The organism is Bacillus sp. FSL K6-2869 (genome assembly GCF_040869405.1).
GTDB lineage: Bacteria > Bacillota > Bacilli > Bacillales > Bacillaceae > Bacillus > Bacillus altitudinis.
Genome location: NZ_CP152035.1, coordinates 3,346,529 through 3,363,466, shown reverse-complemented (window position 1 = coordinate 3,363,466; position 16,938 = coordinate 3,346,529). Strand labels below are relative to the sequence as shown.

The window sequence follows — 16,938 nt, the reverse complement described above, 5'->3', positions numbered from 1 at the left end:
ATTGTCGAAAAATTTAGGGAGAAAAGGACAAAAGATTTTCCACTGTATGATGGTAACGCTTTCTCTTGTTTGAAGCAGAAATTCAGTCGTCATTTTGTCCGTCTTTTGGCCTTTTCATTTGAGCGTGAGATAGGCAAATACGCCTTCTGATTAGAGGAATTTGGCATACGAGGAAGTGAAAGATTATGTTACATAATACCGATTGTGATTTTATGCTGAACCTATATACTGTTGATTGAATTTACATATCACACTCATAAAAAAAGGAGATGTAGATAAGCGATGTGGTTAATCGTTATAGCCTGTGTCATCATGTTAGGGATTGGCTTTATTGAAAAGAAGCGTCATCAGAAAAATATCGATGCCCTGCCGGTACGCGTCAATATTAATGGTATACGCGGAAAGTCTACCGTTACAAGATTGACAACCGGTATCTTAATGGAGGCAGGTTATAAAACTGTCGGCAAAACAACAGGAACGGATGCAAGAATGATTTATTGGGATACGCCAGAAGAGAAACCGATTAAAAGGAAACCGCAAGGACCAAATATCGGAGAGCAGAAAGAAGTTATGAGAGAAACCGTTGAAAGAGGAGCAAATGCCATCGTCAGTGAATGTATGGCGGTGAATCCAGATTACCAAATTATCTTTCAGGAAGAGCTGCTTCAAGCGAATATTGGCGTGATCGTAAACGTTCTTGAAGATCATATGGATGTGATGGGACCAACTCTTGATGAAATAGCTGAAGCCTTTACAGCGACAATTCCTTACAATGGGCACTTGGTTATTACGGATAGTGAATATACAGATTTCTTTAAAGAGATTGCGAAAAAGCGCAATACTGAAGTGATTGTTGCAGATAATTCCAAGATTACCGATGAGTATTTACGGAAATTTGAGTACATGGTGTTCCCGGATAATGCTTCACTTGCACTTGGTGTCGCACAAGCATTGGGAATTGATGAAGATACGGCATTTAGAGGCATGTTAAATGCGCCGCCTGATCCAGGAGCGATGAGAATTCTTCCATTAATGGACGCAAAAACACCTGGACATTTTGTAAATGGATTTGCGGCTAATGACGCAGCATCTACATTGAACATTTGGAAGCGTGTGAAGGAAATTGGGTATCCAACAGATGAACCGATTATTATCATGAACTGTCGTGCGGATCGCGTAGATAGAACGATCCAGTTTGCGGAGGATGTACTTCCTTATATTGAAGCAAGTGATCTTGTCTTAATTGGTGAAACGACAGATCCAATTGTGAAGGCATTTGAGGATGGAAAAATTCCGGCTGACCACTTACACAACCTTGAATATCAATCTACAGAACAAATTATGAACATGCTTGAGAAAAAGCTTCATAATCGAGTGGTTTATGGAGTCGGCAATATTCACGGCGCCGCTGAACCTTTAATCGAAAAAATTCAAGAATACAAAATTAAGCAGCTTGTCAGCTAGGAGGAAATATAGAAAATGTTCGGATCAGATCTTTATATCTCGTTAATTTTAGGTGTTCTACTCAGTTTAATCTTTGCAGAAAAAACAGGAATCGTACCAGCTGGGTTGGTTGTTCCAGGTTATCTGGCACTCGTCTTTAACCAGCCAGTCTTCATTTTAGTTGTTTTATCTGTCAGCTTGCTGACATATGTGATCGTTCGTTTTGGTCTATCGAAATTTATGATTTTGTACGGACGCAGAAAGTTTGCGGCGATGCTGATTACAGGAATTGCCTTAAAGCTCATATTTGATTTCTTCTATCCAGTGGTTCCGTTTGAAATAGCAGAATTCCGCGGAATCGGAATCATCGTGCCTGGATTGATTGCGAATACGATTCAAAAGCAAGGTCTTACGATTACCCTTGGAAGCACATTACTTCTAAGTGGTGCAACATTTGCCATCATGTATGTTTACTATCTATTTTAAGATAAGGTGTGTCCAATGATGAATAAAAAATTGAGCTTTCAGGAAAAGCTGCTGAAAATCACAAAGAACCAAAAGAAAAAGACGAATAAACACGTACTGATTGCTTTACCGATTGTCATTGCTTGTACATTTCTATTTACATTTATCGGAAAAGCACAAGTACCAACTGTAGAAAAGAATCCAGAAAACATCCTGACCGCTTCGTTTGTCGGAGATATTATGTTTGGAAGAAATGTAGAGAAAGTAACAGACCGCTATGGAAAGCAGCACCTGTTCCGCTATGCGAAGCCGTATTTTGATGTATCAGATTATGTAACTGGGAATTTTGAGCATCCAGTGGCTTCAGATAAGGAACAGGCAGCACAAAAGAACATTCATTTGAAAACAGATGAAGATTCTGTACAAGCGTTAAAGGATTTGAATTTCTCTGTACTAAACTTTGCGAATAACCATGCAGCAGACTACGGTGAAAAAGGCTTAAATAACACGATTGATGCCTTTGAAAAAGCTGACATGGATTATACAGGGGCAGGGCGCAACGTCAATGATGCGAAGCAGAACATTTCATACAAAGAAGTGAATGGCGTTAAAATCGCTACCCTTGGTTTTACAGATGTATATGGAAAAGATTTTAAAGCAACAAATCGCAAGGCAGGTATTCTACCAGCTGATCCATCTATCTTTATTCCGATGATTTCACAAGCTGCTGAAAAGGCAGATATCGTTGTTGTTCATGCGCACTGGGGACAGGAATATAACAATGAAGTAAACGACAGACAAAGAGAGCTGGCAAGAGCGATGTCAAAGGCAGGTGCTGATATCATTATCGGTGCACACCCGCACGTTCTTGAGCCGATGGAAGTCTATAACGGAACAGCGATTTTCTATAGCTTGGGGAACTTTATTTTTGACCAAGGCTGGTCAAGAACACGTGATTCTGCCATTGTTCAGTATCATCTGAATGAAGATGGAAAAGCGACATTTGAAGTGGTTCCAATGTACATCAAAGAAGCGACACCTGCTCCAGTCAAAGCAGGATCTCTTGAATCAAAATCGATTATCCGTATGCTGACAAATGGCACGAATGCGGATTGGAAAGAAAAAGACGGACATATTTTCTTTGAAGTCGATCACTCTGATAAAGTTCAAACATTAAAAGAAAACGAGGGGAAGGATAAAAAATGAAATTCCTTAAAGCAAGCTGGCCGTTTGTTGCGTTAATTTTAGTCTTTGTCTTTATGTCTGCTTTTAAATTTAGTGACAGCCTTACAGATCATGAGAAACAAAAGATCTCGGTTGAAATGCAGAAAATTGAACAGCAAAAGCAGTCAAAAGCGGAAGCGAGTAAATAAAGAAATGATGATGAAAAGAGCACGCGAGGCGTGCTCTTTTTTGACGGAAAAAGGTGTAAAATGAAAGGGGTCATGTCGAAACTATAAAAGAAAGGAGGAAGAGAGGATGAAATGGAAAGGAATACTGCTTGGAGGATGTGCCATTGTAGGACTCATGTTTATGTCTCAAACAGAGGTGTCTGCTCAAACAACATCTCCTTTAAAACAAGCGGAAACGCTGATAGGTACGCCTTATCATAAAGGAGGAATCGATCCGAAAACGGGCTTTGATGCTTCTGGCTTTATACAATATGTATACAAAACAACAGGTGCATTTGATTTGCCGCGAAAGGTGATTGATCAATACCAAATCGGTGAAAACGTATCATGGGAAAAAGCGAAGCCCGGAGACCTTGTCTATTTTCGCAGTCTTGAAGAAACAAAAGACATCCCGACACATGTTGCTTTGTACGCTGGAAATGATCAAGTGATCCACATCACACTCAGTCAAGGGGTGGTGAAAACAGATGTCAGCAAAAGTAAATATTGGACCGATCGGTTCTATGCGGTCAAACGGCTGCCTGTCTCCCAAGAGATGTCGGATGATCAACTGGTGAAAGATGCGATGAAATATTTAGGAATCCCTTATGTATTCGGGGCATCAGATCCAAAAGTAGGATTCGATTGTTCAGGTTTTTTACAATATTTGTTTGAAAAATCACTTGGGATTTATTTGCCAAGAAGTGCTGAGCAGCAATGGATGGTTGGAGAGAAAGTAGCACGAGACGATATTCGACCTGGAGACTTTGTTTTTTTTAGCAACACGTATAAAAAAGGAATTTCACATGTAGGAATGTACATCGGAGGAGACCGCTTTATTCATGCGAGCCGTTCGGAAAGTGTGACGATTTCTTATTTGTCTGAATCGTATTGGCGTGAGAAATGGACAGGTGCGAAACGATTAACTGAGCTGAAACTAGCGAAAGAAGACCCAGTCGTATCAAAAGCCGCTACGTATATTGGAGAAGTACCTTATGTAAAAGGTGGTGCGAGCCCAAGGCAAGGCTTTGATACAGCAGGATTCACGCAGTATATCTATCAAGAAGTGCTTGGAATTGATATGCCTCGCTATGCGCCGGGACAAGTTAAAGCAGGTACACCTGTGAAACGATCGGAACTAAAGCCAGGAGATCTTGTCTTTTTTAAAGGGACTTCGTTGATGCCAGCCATTTATGCTGGTTCAAATCAAGTCATTCATGTGACGGTTTCAAATGGCGTTGTCATTACCAATATGAAAACAAGTACGTATTGGAAGGATAAATATGAGACGGCTGTTAGAATCAAAAAATAAAGAAAAAGCCCGATCAATGCTCGGATCGGACTTCTCGACTTCTCACTAGGCGCTGATCAGACAAGCGTCTTTTTTTCTTGAAATTGATTCTGCAAAAGCAGATCAATAAAATAGGCGACGCCATCTTCATGATTGCCTTTTGTGATATAGGTGCTTTTTTCTTTAATGACATCCACCGCATTCCCCATCGCTATCCTGTGTCCTGCTTCATCGAACATGGATAGATCATTGGGGCTGTCACCGATCGCATAAATATCGGATCGGTCTACGCCATAATGGGCTGCAAGTTTTTTGAGGGCATGTCCTTTACCTGACTCTTTTGGCAGTACCTCAATGATATGTTCTCCAGATGAGGTCAAGGAGAGCTCAGGCATCTTAGAAAGAAGATCTCGTGCTTCTTGCAGCTTATTCATATCAAAGGAGAAGCATAGTAATTTATAAGTTGGTTCATTCGACTCGAAAATTTGACGGATGTCATCGACAGGTTTGATGCCAAACTGTTTAAATTGAGTCATCGCCCCTTCCCATAAATCAGCTACATCCTCATGAGGATTGGCACTTTTGATCATATCAAATTCAGCTTTAAGCTTTTCTTTTCCATCAAATGGGGAAAGGAGGGCATCGTCTGTATAGACCTCGAAATAAATGTTCCGTTCCACTAATTCCTTTGCAGCACGTCTTCCAGCTTCTTGATCAAGGGTGATTCTGCTGAAGAGCTTGTACCCTTCTGTATGGACAGTTCCTCCGTTTGCCGCAATAATGGGAATGTCCAAATCCCCAAGAAGCTCTTTTACATCAAAAGTCGCGCGCCCTGTACAAATGGTCACAATATATCCAGCTTCCTTCGCACGAATCAATGCTTGCCGGTTTTGAGCGGATATTTCACTTTTCGTATTTAAGAGTGTACCGTCTAAATCAATCGCAATCATTTTTTTCATTGCTGTTATATCCTCCTTCATTCATGCAATAGCCTCTTCAAAGTATGTACGATTTCCTTCATTCTCATGAAAGAGTCGGATTGTGGATTCCTCTCTTTAAGGCTAAACAAAAATGGTCAATTGATCAAGGATATAAGAAAAAGCGCCCAAAAGGACGCTTTTAGCGTGTAGACAAACCCTCGCATTCTTTGTCAGTCCTGCGTGCTGGTTCTCACGAATGTCAAATTCGCTCTGCTCCGGTGCTCGTCCTTCCTAGACTGCAAAGGTTTTCTATCACGCTGAAAAGAAGAAAAAGCGCAAACACCTTTTTCAACACATAAAAAGCGCCCAAAAGGACGCTTTCAGTTTTTATGATAATTCAAGCTGTTTCTTTAATTCCGTTTTGACTTCGTTCAGTTGGTTTTGATCCAATTGGTAATAATAAACGCCATTTGGCTGGTAATCAGATCCTTTTAGTTGAATCGTATCAACAGATTTCAATGAAGTGAGTAGTGGGAAAAGACCGACTAGTTCTTTCATTGACAGGTTAGTTGAGACGTTATCGCCTAGAGTATCTATGATATTGTCATAAGACGGAATAGACGTTACTGATTTTGATTTATCGAAAATGGCTTTTAATACTTCCATTTGACGCTGTCCACGCATGAGATCACTGTCTGCTTTTCTTGTTCTCACATAAGCGAGAGCTTGATTACCATCTAGTGTGTGAGTACCCGTTTGCAGCTGAACTTTGCCCTTTGTATCTTTAAGAATCTGTTTCACAACATATTCATCTTTAATGTTAACGGAAACACCGTTTAATTCGTTCACAATTTCCTTAAACGCTTTGAAATTACTTTCAATCACAAAGTCGACAGGGATATCTAGTAAATTCTCAACTGTACTCACCGTGAGGTCTGCATCACCAAATGCGTGTGCATGTGTAATTTTGTCATAACCATGACCTGGAATATTAACATATGAGTCCCTTGGAATACTTAATAATTTCACGGTTTTATTCGTACGATTTACTGTCGCTAATACCATTGCATCGCTTCGTGCTTGTTTGACGGTTTCGCCTGGTCTGCTGTCAATGCCAAGTAGCAAGACAGAAAAGCTGTCTTTCCCAGGATCAAATGCTTCAATCCGTTTGACAGATTGTGCACCGCGGTCTAGAGAGACTTGTGCTTTTTTCGCAGCTGTTGTCACTTTATAGTAGGCATAGCCGGTAACAGAAGCGGTTGTCAGTAAAAGAATACCAAAAATAAAAAGAGTGACTTTCACCCATGGTTTTAAACGCTTTTTGCCTTTGCGTTTACTTCTTGTTTGATCCATATATTTAAACCCTCGCTATGATTTTATAGTAAAGATGTCCTTCTTTTATGCTTACAAACTAAAACAAATATACCTTAAAACGGGATATAGTGCGACATTTTTTTCACTAACGCTTAATTGACGTTTCCTTATCTAAAAAAGTTTCAATGATACGCAAATGAAATATATTTGTCATAAAACATCGAAATGTTTGAAATGACAGGAAGTGAGGAAAATGATTTTTCATAGAGAAACATCCAGTCATTACATAGATAAAAGAGGGGTTATGATCATGAAAAATCGGAATGGGTGGCTTTATTTCTTCGGCGCACTTGGCGGCGCCTTATATGGTTACGATACAGGTGTCATTTCTGGCGCTATCTTATTTATGAAAGAGGATTTAGGTTTAAATGCATTTACAGAGGGACTTGTAGTCAGCTCGATTTTAATCGGGGCGATGCTCGGGTCTTCTCTTTCTGGAAAACTGACAGATCAATTCGGACGGAAAAAAGCGATTATCGCCGCAGCCATTTTATTTATTATCGGCGGATTTGGAACAGCCCTTGCACCGAATACGGAGGTCATGGTCTTATTCCGAATCGTGCTAGGACTTGCTGTCGGATGCTCGACGACGATAGTTCCATTGTATTTATCTGAACTTGCGCCAAAGGAATCAAGAGGGGCACTTTCCTCATTAAACCAACTCATGATCACATTTGGTATTCTTCTTGCCTATATTGTGAACTACGTTTTAGCGGATGCAGAGGCATGGCGTCTGATGCTTGGAATTGCCGTTGTTCCTTCTGTCCTCTTGTTATGTGGTATTTTGTTTATGCCAGAAAGTCCTCGCTGGCTGTTTGTCCAAGGACAGGCGGACCGGGCGAAAGAAATATTGTCAAAACTTAGACAAAGCAAGCAAGAAGTTGAAGACGAAATTGCGGATATTCAAAAAGCAGAAAGTGAAGAAAAAGGCGGTCTTAAGGAATTACTCGAACCATGGGTGCGCCCCGCTTTAATTGCTGGTGTCGGTTTAGCCTTTTTACAGCAGTTTATTGGGACAAATACGATCATTTATTATGCACCAAAAACATTCACAAGTGTCGGCTTTGGCGATTCAGCAGCCATTTTAGGAACTGTAGGAATTGGTGCAGTCAATGTTGTCATGACGTTTGTTGCGATTAAAATCATTGATCGTGTCGGGCGGAAAGCGTTACTCCTATTTGGAAATGTAGGGATGGTCCTTAGTTTGATTGTTCTAGCAGTGGTCAATCGTTTTTTCGAGGGATCAACAGCTGCAGGGTGGACGACGATTATATGTTTAGGACTTTTCATCGTCATTTTTGCTGTCAGCTGGGGCCCGGTCGTATGGGTGATGCTGCCGGAGCTGTTCCCAGTACATGTCCGGGGAATCGGTACGGGGGTATCGACCTTCCTACTGCATACAGGGAATTTGATCATCTCGCTCACATTCCCAACCTTGTTAAGTGCAATTGGCATCAGTAACCTTTTCCTTATTTATGCAGCCATCGGCATAGGTGCCTTCTTATTTGTGAAATATTTAGTCACAGAAACGAAAGGGAAAAGTCTTGAAGAGATTGAAGAAGATTTAAAAAAGAGAAACCGTGCCGTCGTGAATGACGAAGGGGAAACGGTATGAAAAAAGACCAGCTGCATGAGGCAGCTGGTCTTCCTTTGTTAAACAAACGTTTAATCAAGAAAGGACAATCACTCATCTTCTGAACGTGCTGCCTATGACATACATATGGAACAGGCGGGCGAAAGGTGGAAATGAGATGAAAGGAAAAACGAGCATTGTGATGCTGACGTACAATGAACTGCACCTAACGAAAAAATGTATCGACAGTATCAAGAAGCATACTCGGCGTGATGAATATGAACTCATTATCGTGGATAATGCTTCATCAGACGGAACAAAGGAATATGTGAGACAACTGGAAGATGTCGTGTTGATTGACAACGAGAAGAATCAAGGCTTTGCCAAGGGCTGTAACCAAGGGGCGAAAAAGGCAACAGGAGATAGTCTTCTTTTTTTAAATAACGACACGATTGTGACCGAAAACTGGCTTTTGCCTTTAAGAGAAGCCCTTTTTGCATCAGATCGTATTGGCATGGTAGGCCCTGTCTCCAATTATGTGAGTGGTCCTCAGCTCGTTCAGCCATCTTACACAGATGTGAAGGAGCTTCCTGCCTTTGCGAAGGCATATACGGCTTCGAGAAAAGGTCAAAGAACATATGTGCACAGACTTGTTGGTTTTTGTTTGCTGGTCAAAAGAGAGCTGATCGAGGATGTAGGGTTATTTGATGAGCGGTTTGTATATGGATCATTTGAGGATGATGACCTTTGTCTGCGCTCATTGCTGAAGGGGTACCAGCTGCAAATCGTCCATGATTCTTTTGTGCATCATCACGGTCATGCTACCTTCAATGCCAATGAAGAAACGAACATCTCTACATTGTTTGCGGAGAACAGGCTTCGTTTTTTAGATAAATGGGGCATTGATTTAAATCTGATAACGCCCCATCCATATTTTGCAGCACTGCTCCCTGAGGATGCCGGATGTGTGCTGGATGTTGGCTGCGGTGCTGGGGCGACAGGACTTGAACTGATCAACCGGCAGTCTGTTGACATGTACGGAGTAGAGGCGGATGCATTAAAAGCAGAGATAGCAAAGGCGTATTACAAAGAAGTGATTGAGACAAAAGCGGAGGCGTATCCTTGGTCAGAGAAAGAAGCTTTTTTTGATGCTGTGATCTTTTCTGATGTGTTAGAGCATGTGTCAGACCCATGGCAGATGATTGCTCAAGCGCATGCGTCTTTAAAACCAGGAGGCGTGATCATTTGCTGCTTACCTAATATGATGCATGCGGAAGTACTGCTGCCTTTATTGGCAGGTGATTTTACGTATCAAGATGTGGGGATTTTAGATCGAACACATATGAGATTTTTCACACCAAACACAATGCGGGCGCTCTTTCCAGACCATTTATTTCATCGCGTGATTGAACAGCCGATCAATGTGCCAATTGATCAAAACGTTCAATTGTTTTTTGACGAAGTGGCGAGAGTAGGAGAGTCACTTGGCTTTCAAACAAAAGCATTATCTGATCAAGTGACGCTCTATCAGCTTTTGATCGTTGCACGTAAAAAAGGCGGTTCCCCCTCCGGGTAATCCGCCTCAGCGTGTAGGCAAACCCTCGCATTCTTTGTCAGTCCTGCGCGCCGGTGCTCGCGAATCCTTCATTCGCTCCGCTCCGGTACTCGTCCTTCCTAGACTGCAAAGGTTTTCTATCACGCTGAAAAGAAGACAAAGGGCTAAAACAAAGTTCATTTTAGCCCTTTGTCAACCATCTAAGGCGGATGACCGCCTTTTGTGCTACCATTTAAAGCTTTTCGTTGCGCCTTCTGCACCAAAGTTCAAAATGCTAACTTTGACGTCATATGCAATGTCTACTTCTTGAAATAGTGTATCCCATTCATTACGGTGCTGATCCCAAAAGTCTGGATACTTGATGCGCACCTGCCGATTTAAAAGGATCGGGTCAACACCAACTTCTTTTTGCATGTGGTGGACAGCTTTTTGAATGCGTTCTTTGATTTTGCGTTCAAAAATGCGCTCAAATCGTTTGATGTATTGCTCATCGTATGAGTTTTCAGGGGGATATTGATCTTCTGATAGTTTCCCGTTTGTTTGTACACTAATTTTAAAGGAAATCTTTCCGTTCTTCAGATAGGGTTCAATCTTGGACTTTGCTTTCTTGATTTCATACGTAATCGGAAAGCCTTTGTAGGTGGCGGGTACGACTCCGCCTGAGATGCGATTCATGACCCAGTTTAAAGATTGGACATCTTTTGCTGGAATGAACCCTATCAGCTTTCGTGTTTTTCCATGGATAATGCCTGCACCATCATAGGTGAGTTCTCCGTTTACGACATCCACACTTTGGACAAGAAAGCTTGTACCCATCTGAAAGTAATCCGACGCTCGGCCAATACGTGTTGGCAGTAAAATCTTCCCGTTAAAGCTCCGGTTTTTTGATGTTTCAAAAATATGCTCAACTGGCACCTTTTGTTGTGATTTTAATTTTTGATTGATGACTTTTGATGCCTCATGGCGTGACACTAAGAGGTAGCTGCTTCTTCGAACCTCATCATCTCGTATAAAGTGGTTGAGTGTTCCTTGAATATCATGATGCTCGGCTTGATTTTTGCCAAACAAAAAGATTTTGAGGTGATCACTGTAAATCGGCGGGTCCTTCAAAGCGACATTGCTGACTGCTTCCAGTACATTTTTCCCCTTTGAGACGACATTCACATAGCCAGGGGAGTCTGCTTCTTGTGTTCCGCCCATTTTAGGGACAAGGTTTTGATAGGTGAGTTTGACTCCGTTATCATCTTCCTCGTCAATGCCAACACCGCGCACAAACGATAATTTCTCAATATCCTTTAAGTCCCAGCAGCCTGTCGATAAAAGCAAAAGACAGCAAGACAGAAAGATTAGAAATAAACGCCGCCTTTTCATGCAGAACGACCTCCCCATTTTTTACGTATCATGAGCAGAATAGCTGTTATAAAAGGAATGGCTAAAACAGCGAACAACGCATAACCGAGTAAAGTCGAGTAGTAAAAGACTTCATTGAGATTACTTGGAAAAAGAGATAGGGCAGAGGTTAAGAAAAACAGCAGCCATAGCAACCTTGTGATATTGGTCGTCTTAAAGACCGTTTGACAGCCTTTAATGGCAAATTGGAAAAAACCAAGCATACAAATAAACTGCTGGCATGTCCAAATCGTCAGTAAGAAAATATCGAATCGTTCAATAAAAACCCCTTCAAGTTCTAGCGCTTGAATGAGTGAAACGGTGGGCCATGTGAGTGACATCGTTTCTCCAACCGTCATGGACCCAATCACAATAAAGAGCGTGAGGGAGTAAATAAGTGAGGTCATTCCAACACCGATTGCTGCCGCCCATTTCGCTTTTGACCATTTGTCTTTATAGATGAGCGGTACAACAAACAAAATGACTTCAAAGCCAGTAAATTGAATAAATGTTTGAGAGAACAAATTACTAAAATCTTTAAAGCCGTGCGCCATGACAGGGCGTAAATAATCAAAATCAAATATTTTTAGACAAAACAGCATGAGGCCAATATAAATGACCATGGTGATCGGATAAATGTATGTCACCATCTTCACTACTGGAAAAATACCGCTTTTTAAATGATAAATCGCTACGAGTAAAAAAATCATCACAATCACGGTCATGGGGGTCGATTGCAGCAGGAAAAACTGAACCACTTCCCCAAGTACACGAGCTTCAAAGCCTACAATGGCTAGTAAATAACCGACCAGCATCAAATTAAAGATCGTGCCAAAGAAGGCACCGGCTCCTTTTGTATTCGATTCAAAAATGGTATCCGGCGCATTCTTCTCAGCAATCCAACCTAGCAAAAAAGCAACGAAAGCAAAGATGACTCCCTGTATTAATACAATGATCCAGCCATCAGGGAATCCTGAATTGGCAGAACTGCGTGGAATGGTTAAAATTCCAGCGCCTATCATTGTAGAACTGCACAGAATGGTGACTTGTAACAATGATAGCTTCTCAGCTCTGTACATCGTTTACTCTCCTTGTCTTTTGAGATTTTTTGTCTTGGCTGTTTTCGGTCTCGATTTAAATAGCCCTATTGGTAAACGAACGTACATATCTTTTAAATCTGAAAACGGTGAAGACAAAACAGGTGTGAAATAGTCAAAACCAAAGGTCTTTAGCTGCATCAAGTGACAAAGTACAAATAAATAACACATGATTAAGCCATATAATCCAAACATGGCTGAACTGAAGATGGCCATAAACCGCAGGATGCGTAAGGGAAAGCTGAAATCATATGATGGAGCAGTGAAATCGGCTAGTGCCGTCAGAGACACAATAATGACCATTAAGGCACTGACAATATTGGCTTGGACAGCCGCCTGTCCAATAATGACGCCGCCAATCAGTCCAATCGTCTGCCCAATCGCCCTAGGGAGACGAAGTCCAGCTTCCCGCAGCAGTTCAATCGTAAACGACATCAAAATGGCTTCCACTACAGGAGGAAAGGGTACATTTTGCCGGCTGCCTGCGATGGTAAGTGCCATTCGTGTTGGTAATAAACCAGGGTGATAGGAAACAAGGGCGATATAGAGCCCCGGTAAAAATATCGTCAAAAGTACGGCAATATAACGGAGTAAACGCAAAAGAGTCGCACTTGTCCATCTTTGATAATAATCCTCCGGTGATTGCATCAAAGCAGTAAGTGTCATCGGCATAATGAGGGCAAATGGCGTCCCATCGAGCAAAATAGACACCTTTCCTTCGAGCACAGAGGCAATCACCCGATCAGGACGTTCTGTATTTTGAATCTGCGGAAAAATAGAAATATGACTGTCTTCAATCAGCTGTTCTATGTAGCCGGTCTCAGGGATATCATCCATTTTGATTTGCTTCATGCGAGAGAGTACATCATCTACTAATTTGGGGTCTGCGATATCACGAACATACACAAGAGCAGCAGATTTCTTGTTACGAGTACCTATGTTCACCTTTTGAATGACAAGGTTCGGGTCGTTTGCCCGTTCACGAAGCAATGCCGTGTTTTTTTCGAGATTTTCAATAAATCCAATCCGGGGTCCTCTTACAAGGACTTCTGATTGCGGCTCCTCTACTTCTCTAAATTGAAAAAGATTCGTATGGAGCGCAAGCGCTTGAGTGGCCCTATCCACAAATAAAATAGCCCTGCCGCTGTATAACTGCTCGATGGCAAGGTTCATATCTTCCAGCACATCATTTTGAATGCCAAAGAACGTTTTAGAAAGGGAAGAAAGTGTGGTGTGGTCGACCTCAGTGATGGTCAGTTCCTTTTGCATAGGTGAAATGATTTGTTTGGAAAGCATCTCAAATTCTGTGAGTCCTTCAACGTACACGAGACATGCAGAGACAGCGGAAGGACCAAATGAAAAAGAGTGGAACACGATATCATCACTTTTGCCGGCAAAGCTTTTGACACGCTGAATGACGGACTCTATATCTTGTTCAATACGACTTTTCATAATACCTCACCCTCATGTCTTTTTTTATAGAGTGACTCGGAAGGAGAAGAATTATGCAAATAGAAAAAAGAGAATCCCCTAAAATAGGAATTCTCTTCACATGTTTATCTCGCCAGCCAGCCGCCATCTACGGCTAAAATATGACCGTTCATATAATCAGAGGCAGTGGAGCTGAGAAAGACGGCGGCACCTGCTAGATCTTCAGGCCGTCCCCAGCGTCCAGCGGGGATTCGTTTCAGAATCTCTTCATTCCGGTTCGCATCGTCACGAATGGCTTGCGTGTTATTGGTTGCAATATAACCAGGCGCGATCGCATTGACCTGAATATGCTGACTTGCCCATTCATTTGCAAAAGCTTTCGTCAAACCTGCGACAGCATGCTTACTTGCTGTATAAGCGGGAACAAAGACACCGCCTTGAAATGATAGAAGGGAAGCGATATTGACGATTTTCCCTTGCCCTTTATTCAGCATCTGCTGTCCGACCTTTTGCGTGAGGAAAAAGAGACTGTTGATATTCACATCCATTACAGTATGCCAGTTTTCTTCTGAATATTGAGCGGCCTCTTCTCTTTTAATGGTCCCAGCATTATTGATCAAAATATCAATTGTATGCTGCTTTAAAAGGGCATCAACATCCCGCTTTGCGGACTTAGGATCTGAAAAGTCTACTTGAATCGCATGAAATGATCTGCCGGTCTGTTCGACAAGTTCTTTTGTTTCATCAAGCGGCGTATGGTGGTAGGTGCCGATGATATCTGCACCTGAACGGGCAAGCGCTACGGCAATACCTTGCCCAATACCAGTTCCAGGACCTGTGACAAGAGCTGTTTTGCCTTCGAGGGAAAAGAGGGACGCTACATATGATGTCGTCGTCATCTCATTACCTCAGCTGGTCCATCGGGACAAAGTCCATATCTTTAAACGTATAGTTTTCTCCCGCCATTGCCCAAATAAATGAATAATTTGCGGTACCTGAGCCTGAATGAATGGACCAGGCAGGTGAGATGACGGCTTCTTCATTTGCCACAACGAGATGTCTCGTTTCAGATGGCTCCCCCATAAAATGAAAGACACGTGCGTCTTCCTCTATATCAAGATATAAGTACACTTCCATCCGCCGGTCATGTATATGAGCAGGCATCGTGTTCCATGTGTTATTGGTTTCAAGCTGAGTGATGCCCATCATAAGCTGGCAGCTTTGGATGCCGTCTGCATGAATGACCTGATACAGATTCCGTACGTTCGAGGCGGATGCTTCCCCTAAATGATTCGGTGTTAATTCAGCAATCGCAGCCTTTTGTGTCGGATACGCTCTATGAGCGGTGGCTGACACAAGATAAAATTTGGCCTGCTCACCTGATGAACTAGCAAACTGTACATGTTCGTGTCCAAGTCCAATATATAAGAAATCTTTATGCTCCAGCACAAATGACTCACCATCGACTGTAACCGTACCTTGGCCGCCGACATTCACAATGCCAATTTCCCGTCTTTCAAGGAAATATTCTGTACGTAAAAAGTCGCCGGCATCTAGCTTGATCGGTTCTGATGTCGGCATAACACCGCCAATCACCACACGGTCCTCATGCGAATAATATAGCTTCAATTCACCACTGACAAAGAGTGTCGGAATATGAAAATGACGACGAAGTTCCTCTGTTGTAAAACGCTTGACCTGCTCAGGATGTACAGCATAACGATTTTCCATTTGAGATAAGCCTCCCTTTCCATCTGAAACATATGATTGTTTTATTTGGTATCGGTTTCAAGGAAAATTCTAGAGGAAAAAGAGGGCGGCGTCAACCATTAATTTGAAATCGCTTTCTTTAATTGTATAAAAGCTTTTTTTCTTCATGTTCATGAAAAAAATCTTCTGATACAGTTCAACTTGTGGTATGCTTTTTTTAAGTTTATTTGAAATCGGTTTCGAAAAAAATGAGAAGATCGATCTTGGGAGTTTTTTGTATGAAAGAGAAAAAGCAAACGAAAGTCACCATTAACGAAGTTGCAGCATATGCAGGTGTCTCAAAATCAACGGTATCCAGATACATCAATGGCAGAACAAATGAAATTTCTCCTGAAAAGGTAAAAAAGATTAAAAAAGCCATTGAGGAGCTCCATTACCGTCCGAGTCAGCTTGCCCAAGGATTGAAAGTAAGAAAGAGCAAGGTCATTGGTTTTATTGTGGCTGATATTACGAATCCATTCTCTGTTGCGACACTTCGTGGTGTGGAAGAGATTTGTGATGAATATGGATACAGCATCATGGTGTGCAACACAGATAATCGTCCAGAAAAAGAACGAGAAATGCTTCTGAAGCTGAATGCGCATTATATTGAAGGGCTGATCATTAATACGACCGGTCAAAACAATGACATTTTGCAAGACTTTAAGCAAAACGGTGTACCGATTGTTCTTGTTGACCGTAAGTTACCTGAACTCAAGGTCGATACCGTCACAACGAATAACCGTGACATCACGGCTCGTCTACTTCATCAAATGTATGAAAAAGGCTACGAACACATCGCTTTCTTTACTGAGCCGGTCGATGGGATTAGTCCTCGTGAAGAACGAAAAGAAGCCTATGAACAGACGGCGATGAGTCAACATAAGAAACCTATGATTGCAGAAATCAATTTGAAGCAAAAGGAACAAATGCGAGATGAGATTTGTCGTTTTTTACAATCAAACCATCAGAAAAAAGCGATTTTAGCAGGCAATGGATTACTCATGCTGAAGCTCATCAGTGAACTCGTCGATCTTGGGGTGAAGATTCCTGAGGAGATAGGCATTGCCGGATTTGATGATACAGAATGGTATAAGCTGATCGGGCCAGGCATCACTACGGTGGCGCAGCCATCTCATGAGATGGGGAAAGCGGCGATGCAAAAAATCAAGACGCGTCTTGAAGGGGATAAGAGTGCACCCCAGACCATTCAACTTGATGGAGAAATCATTGTGAGAAAATCTTTATAAACGTTAGGCA

Annotated in this window: 15 protein-coding genes; 8 read left to right on the top strand and 7 right to left on the bottom strand. The window is 41.9% G+C overall.

Annotation, left to right across the window (positions count from 1 at the left end; genetic code table 11):
- Window positions 1-282: 282 nt before the first annotated feature.
- The 5 genes from pgsB to MHI58_RS17350 all read left to right on the top strand — a co-directional run bounded on the left by pgsB (window position 283) and on the right by MHI58_RS17350 (window position 4,611).
- A complete protein-coding gene (gene pgsB, locus MHI58_RS17370) occupies window positions 283-1,464 on the top strand; it encodes a poly-gamma-glutamate synthase PgsB (protein ID WP_007497522.1) in 1,182 nt (393 codons plus the stop codon).
- Between the two features lie 15 nt (window positions 1,465-1,479).
- Window positions 1,480-1,929, top strand: a complete 450-nt coding sequence (pgsC, locus tag MHI58_RS17365; protein ID WP_007497520.1) for a poly-gamma-glutamate biosynthesis protein PgsC — start codon at window positions 1,480-1,482, stop codon at window positions 1,927-1,929.
- A gap of 18 nt (window positions 1,930-1,947) precedes the next feature.
- Complete coding sequence (locus tag MHI58_RS17360) at window positions 1,948-3,114, top strand: CapA family protein (protein WP_017360004.1); 1,167 nt, start codon at window positions 1,948-1,950, stop codon at window positions 3,112-3,114.
- A complete protein-coding gene (locus tag MHI58_RS17355; protein WP_008343253.1) occupies window positions 3,111-3,281 on the top strand; it encodes a hypothetical protein in 171 nt (56 codons plus the stop codon). Before MHI58_RS17360 ends, MHI58_RS17355 begins: the two co-directional genes overlap by 4 nt.
- A 106-nt stretch (window positions 3,282-3,387) precedes the next feature.
- Window positions 3,388-4,611 carry a C40 family peptidase gene (locus MHI58_RS17350; protein WP_041507879.1) on the top strand — a complete coding sequence of 408 codons (1,224 nt, stop codon included), beginning with the start codon at window positions 3,388-3,390 and terminating at the stop codon, window positions 4,609-4,611.
- A gap of 56 nt (window positions 4,612-4,667) precedes the next feature.
- Here the strand turns inward: MHI58_RS17350 and MHI58_RS17345 are convergent, their stop codons facing one another.
- On the bottom strand, window positions 4,668-5,549 hold the full coding sequence (locus MHI58_RS17345; protein WP_173408353.1) for a Cof-type HAD-IIB family hydrolase: 882 nt from the start codon (window positions 5,547-5,549) through the stop codon (window positions 4,668-4,670).
- Between the two features lie 348 nt (window positions 5,550-5,897).
- The gene (locus tag MHI58_RS17340) at window positions 5,898-6,863 is read right to left on the bottom strand and encodes an LCP family protein (RefSeq protein ID WP_035389731.1); all 966 of its coding nucleotides are present in this window, start codon (window positions 6,861-6,863) and stop codon (window positions 5,898-5,900) included.
- A gap of 271 nt (window positions 6,864-7,134) precedes the next feature.
- Here MHI58_RS17340 and MHI58_RS17335 point away from each other — a divergent pair, with 271 nt between their 5' ends.
- Together MHI58_RS17335 and MHI58_RS17330 are read left to right on the top strand one after the other, a co-directional pair.
- Window positions 7,135-8,499 (top strand): sugar porter family MFS transporter, encoded by a 1,365-nt coding sequence (locus MHI58_RS17335; protein ID WP_089374136.1) that lies wholly within the window; start codon window positions 7,135-7,137, stop codon window positions 8,497-8,499.
- Between the two features lie 136 nt (window positions 8,500-8,635).
- A complete protein-coding gene (locus MHI58_RS17330) occupies window positions 8,636-10,033 on the top strand; it encodes a bifunctional glycosyltransferase family 2 protein/class I SAM-dependent methyltransferase (RefSeq protein WP_045033955.1) in 1,398 nt (465 codons plus the stop codon).
- A gap of 204 nt (window positions 10,034-10,237) precedes the next feature.
- On the opposite strand, the gene MHI58_RS17325 is transcribed toward MHI58_RS17330, so the two are convergent.
- The 5 genes from MHI58_RS17325 to kduI all read right to left on the bottom strand — a co-directional run bounded on the left by MHI58_RS17325 (window position 10,238) and on the right by kduI (window position 15,660).
- A complete protein-coding gene (locus tag MHI58_RS17325; RefSeq protein WP_045033956.1) occupies window positions 10,238-11,383 on the bottom strand; it encodes a Ger(x)C family spore germination protein in 1,146 nt (381 codons plus the stop codon).
- The gene (locus MHI58_RS17320) at window positions 11,380-12,480 is read right to left on the bottom strand and encodes a GerAB/ArcD/ProY family transporter (protein ID WP_045033957.1); all 1,101 of its coding nucleotides are present in this window, start codon (window positions 12,478-12,480) and stop codon (window positions 11,380-11,382) included. The genes MHI58_RS17325 and MHI58_RS17320 overlap by 4 nt, the downstream gene beginning before the upstream one ends.
- A gap of 3 nt (window positions 12,481-12,483) precedes the next feature.
- On the bottom strand, window positions 12,484-13,950 hold the full coding sequence (locus MHI58_RS17315; protein WP_045033958.1) for a spore germination protein: 1,467 nt from the start codon (window positions 13,948-13,950) through the stop codon (window positions 12,484-12,486).
- 104 nt (window positions 13,951-14,054) lie between these two features.
- Window positions 14,055-14,828, bottom strand: a complete 774-nt coding sequence (kduD, locus tag MHI58_RS17310; RefSeq protein WP_045033959.1) for a 2-dehydro-3-deoxy-D-gluconate 5-dehydrogenase KduD — start codon at window positions 14,826-14,828, stop codon at window positions 14,055-14,057.
- Window positions 14,829-14,832: 4 nt separating this feature from the next.
- Window positions 14,833-15,660 (bottom strand): 5-dehydro-4-deoxy-D-glucuronate isomerase, encoded by an 828-nt coding sequence (kduI, locus tag MHI58_RS17305; RefSeq protein ID WP_017368169.1) that lies wholly within the window; start codon window positions 15,658-15,660, stop codon window positions 14,833-14,835.
- A gap of 257 nt (window positions 15,661-15,917) precedes the next feature.
- Here kduI and MHI58_RS17300 point away from each other — a divergent pair, with 257 nt between their 5' ends.
- Window positions 15,918-16,928, top strand: a complete 1,011-nt coding sequence (locus MHI58_RS17300) for a LacI family DNA-binding transcriptional regulator (protein ID WP_045033960.1) — start codon at window positions 15,918-15,920, stop codon at window positions 16,926-16,928.
- Window positions 16,929-16,938: the final 10 nt, after the last annotated feature.

Excerpts from the sequence above, each read along its gene's own strand:
- MHI58_RS17315 (WP_045033958.1), bottom strand. The coding sequence starts at position 13,950 with ATGAAAAGTCGTATTGAACAAGATATAGAGTCCGTCATTCAGCGTGTC.
- MHI58_RS17335 (WP_089374136.1), top strand. The coding sequence starts at position 7,135 with ATGAAAAATCGGAATGGGTGGCTTTATTTCTTCGGCGCACTTGGCGGC.
- MHI58_RS17325 (WP_045033956.1), bottom strand. The coding sequence starts at position 11,383 with ATGAAAAGGCGGCGTTTATTTCTAATCTTTCTGTCTTGCTGTCTTTTG.
- MHI58_RS17330 (WP_045033955.1), top strand. The coding sequence starts at position 8,636 with ATGAAAGGAAAAACGAGCATTGTGATGCTGACGTACAATGAACTGCAC.
- MHI58_RS17320 (WP_045033957.1), bottom strand. The coding sequence starts at position 12,480 with ATGTACAGAGCTGAGAAGCTATCATTGTTACAAGTCACCATTCTGTGC.
- MHI58_RS17355 (WP_008343253.1), top strand. The coding sequence starts at position 3,111 with ATGAAATTCCTTAAAGCAAGCTGGCCGTTTGTTGCGTTAATTTTAGTC.
- MHI58_RS17340 (WP_035389731.1), bottom strand. The coding sequence starts at position 6,863 with ATGGATCAAACAAGAAGTAAACGCAAAGGCAAAAAGCGTTTAAAACCA.
- pgsC (WP_007497520.1), top strand. The coding sequence starts at position 1,480 with ATGTTCGGATCAGATCTTTATATCTCGTTAATTTTAGGTGTTCTACTC.
- kduI (WP_017368169.1), bottom strand. The coding sequence starts at position 15,660 with ATGGAAAATCGTTATGCTGTACATCCTGAGCAGGTCAAGCGTTTTACA.
- pgsB (WP_007497522.1), top strand. The coding sequence starts at position 283 with ATGTGGTTAATCGTTATAGCCTGTGTCATCATGTTAGGGATTGGCTTT.
- kduD (WP_045033959.1), bottom strand. The coding sequence starts at position 14,828 with ATGACGACGACATCATATGTAGCGTCCCTCTTTTCCCTCGAAGGCAAA.
- MHI58_RS17345 (WP_173408353.1), bottom strand. The coding sequence starts at position 5,549 with ATGAAAAAAATGATTGCGATTGATTTAGACGGTACACTCTTAAATACG.
- MHI58_RS17300 (WP_045033960.1), top strand. The coding sequence starts at position 15,918 with ATGAAAGAGAAAAAGCAAACGAAAGTCACCATTAACGAAGTTGCAGCA.
- MHI58_RS17350 (WP_041507879.1), top strand. The coding sequence starts at position 3,388 with ATGAAATGGAAAGGAATACTGCTTGGAGGATGTGCCATTGTAGGACTC.
- MHI58_RS17360 (WP_017360004.1), top strand. The coding sequence starts at position 1,948 with ATGAATAAAAAATTGAGCTTTCAGGAAAAGCTGCTGAAAATCACAAAG.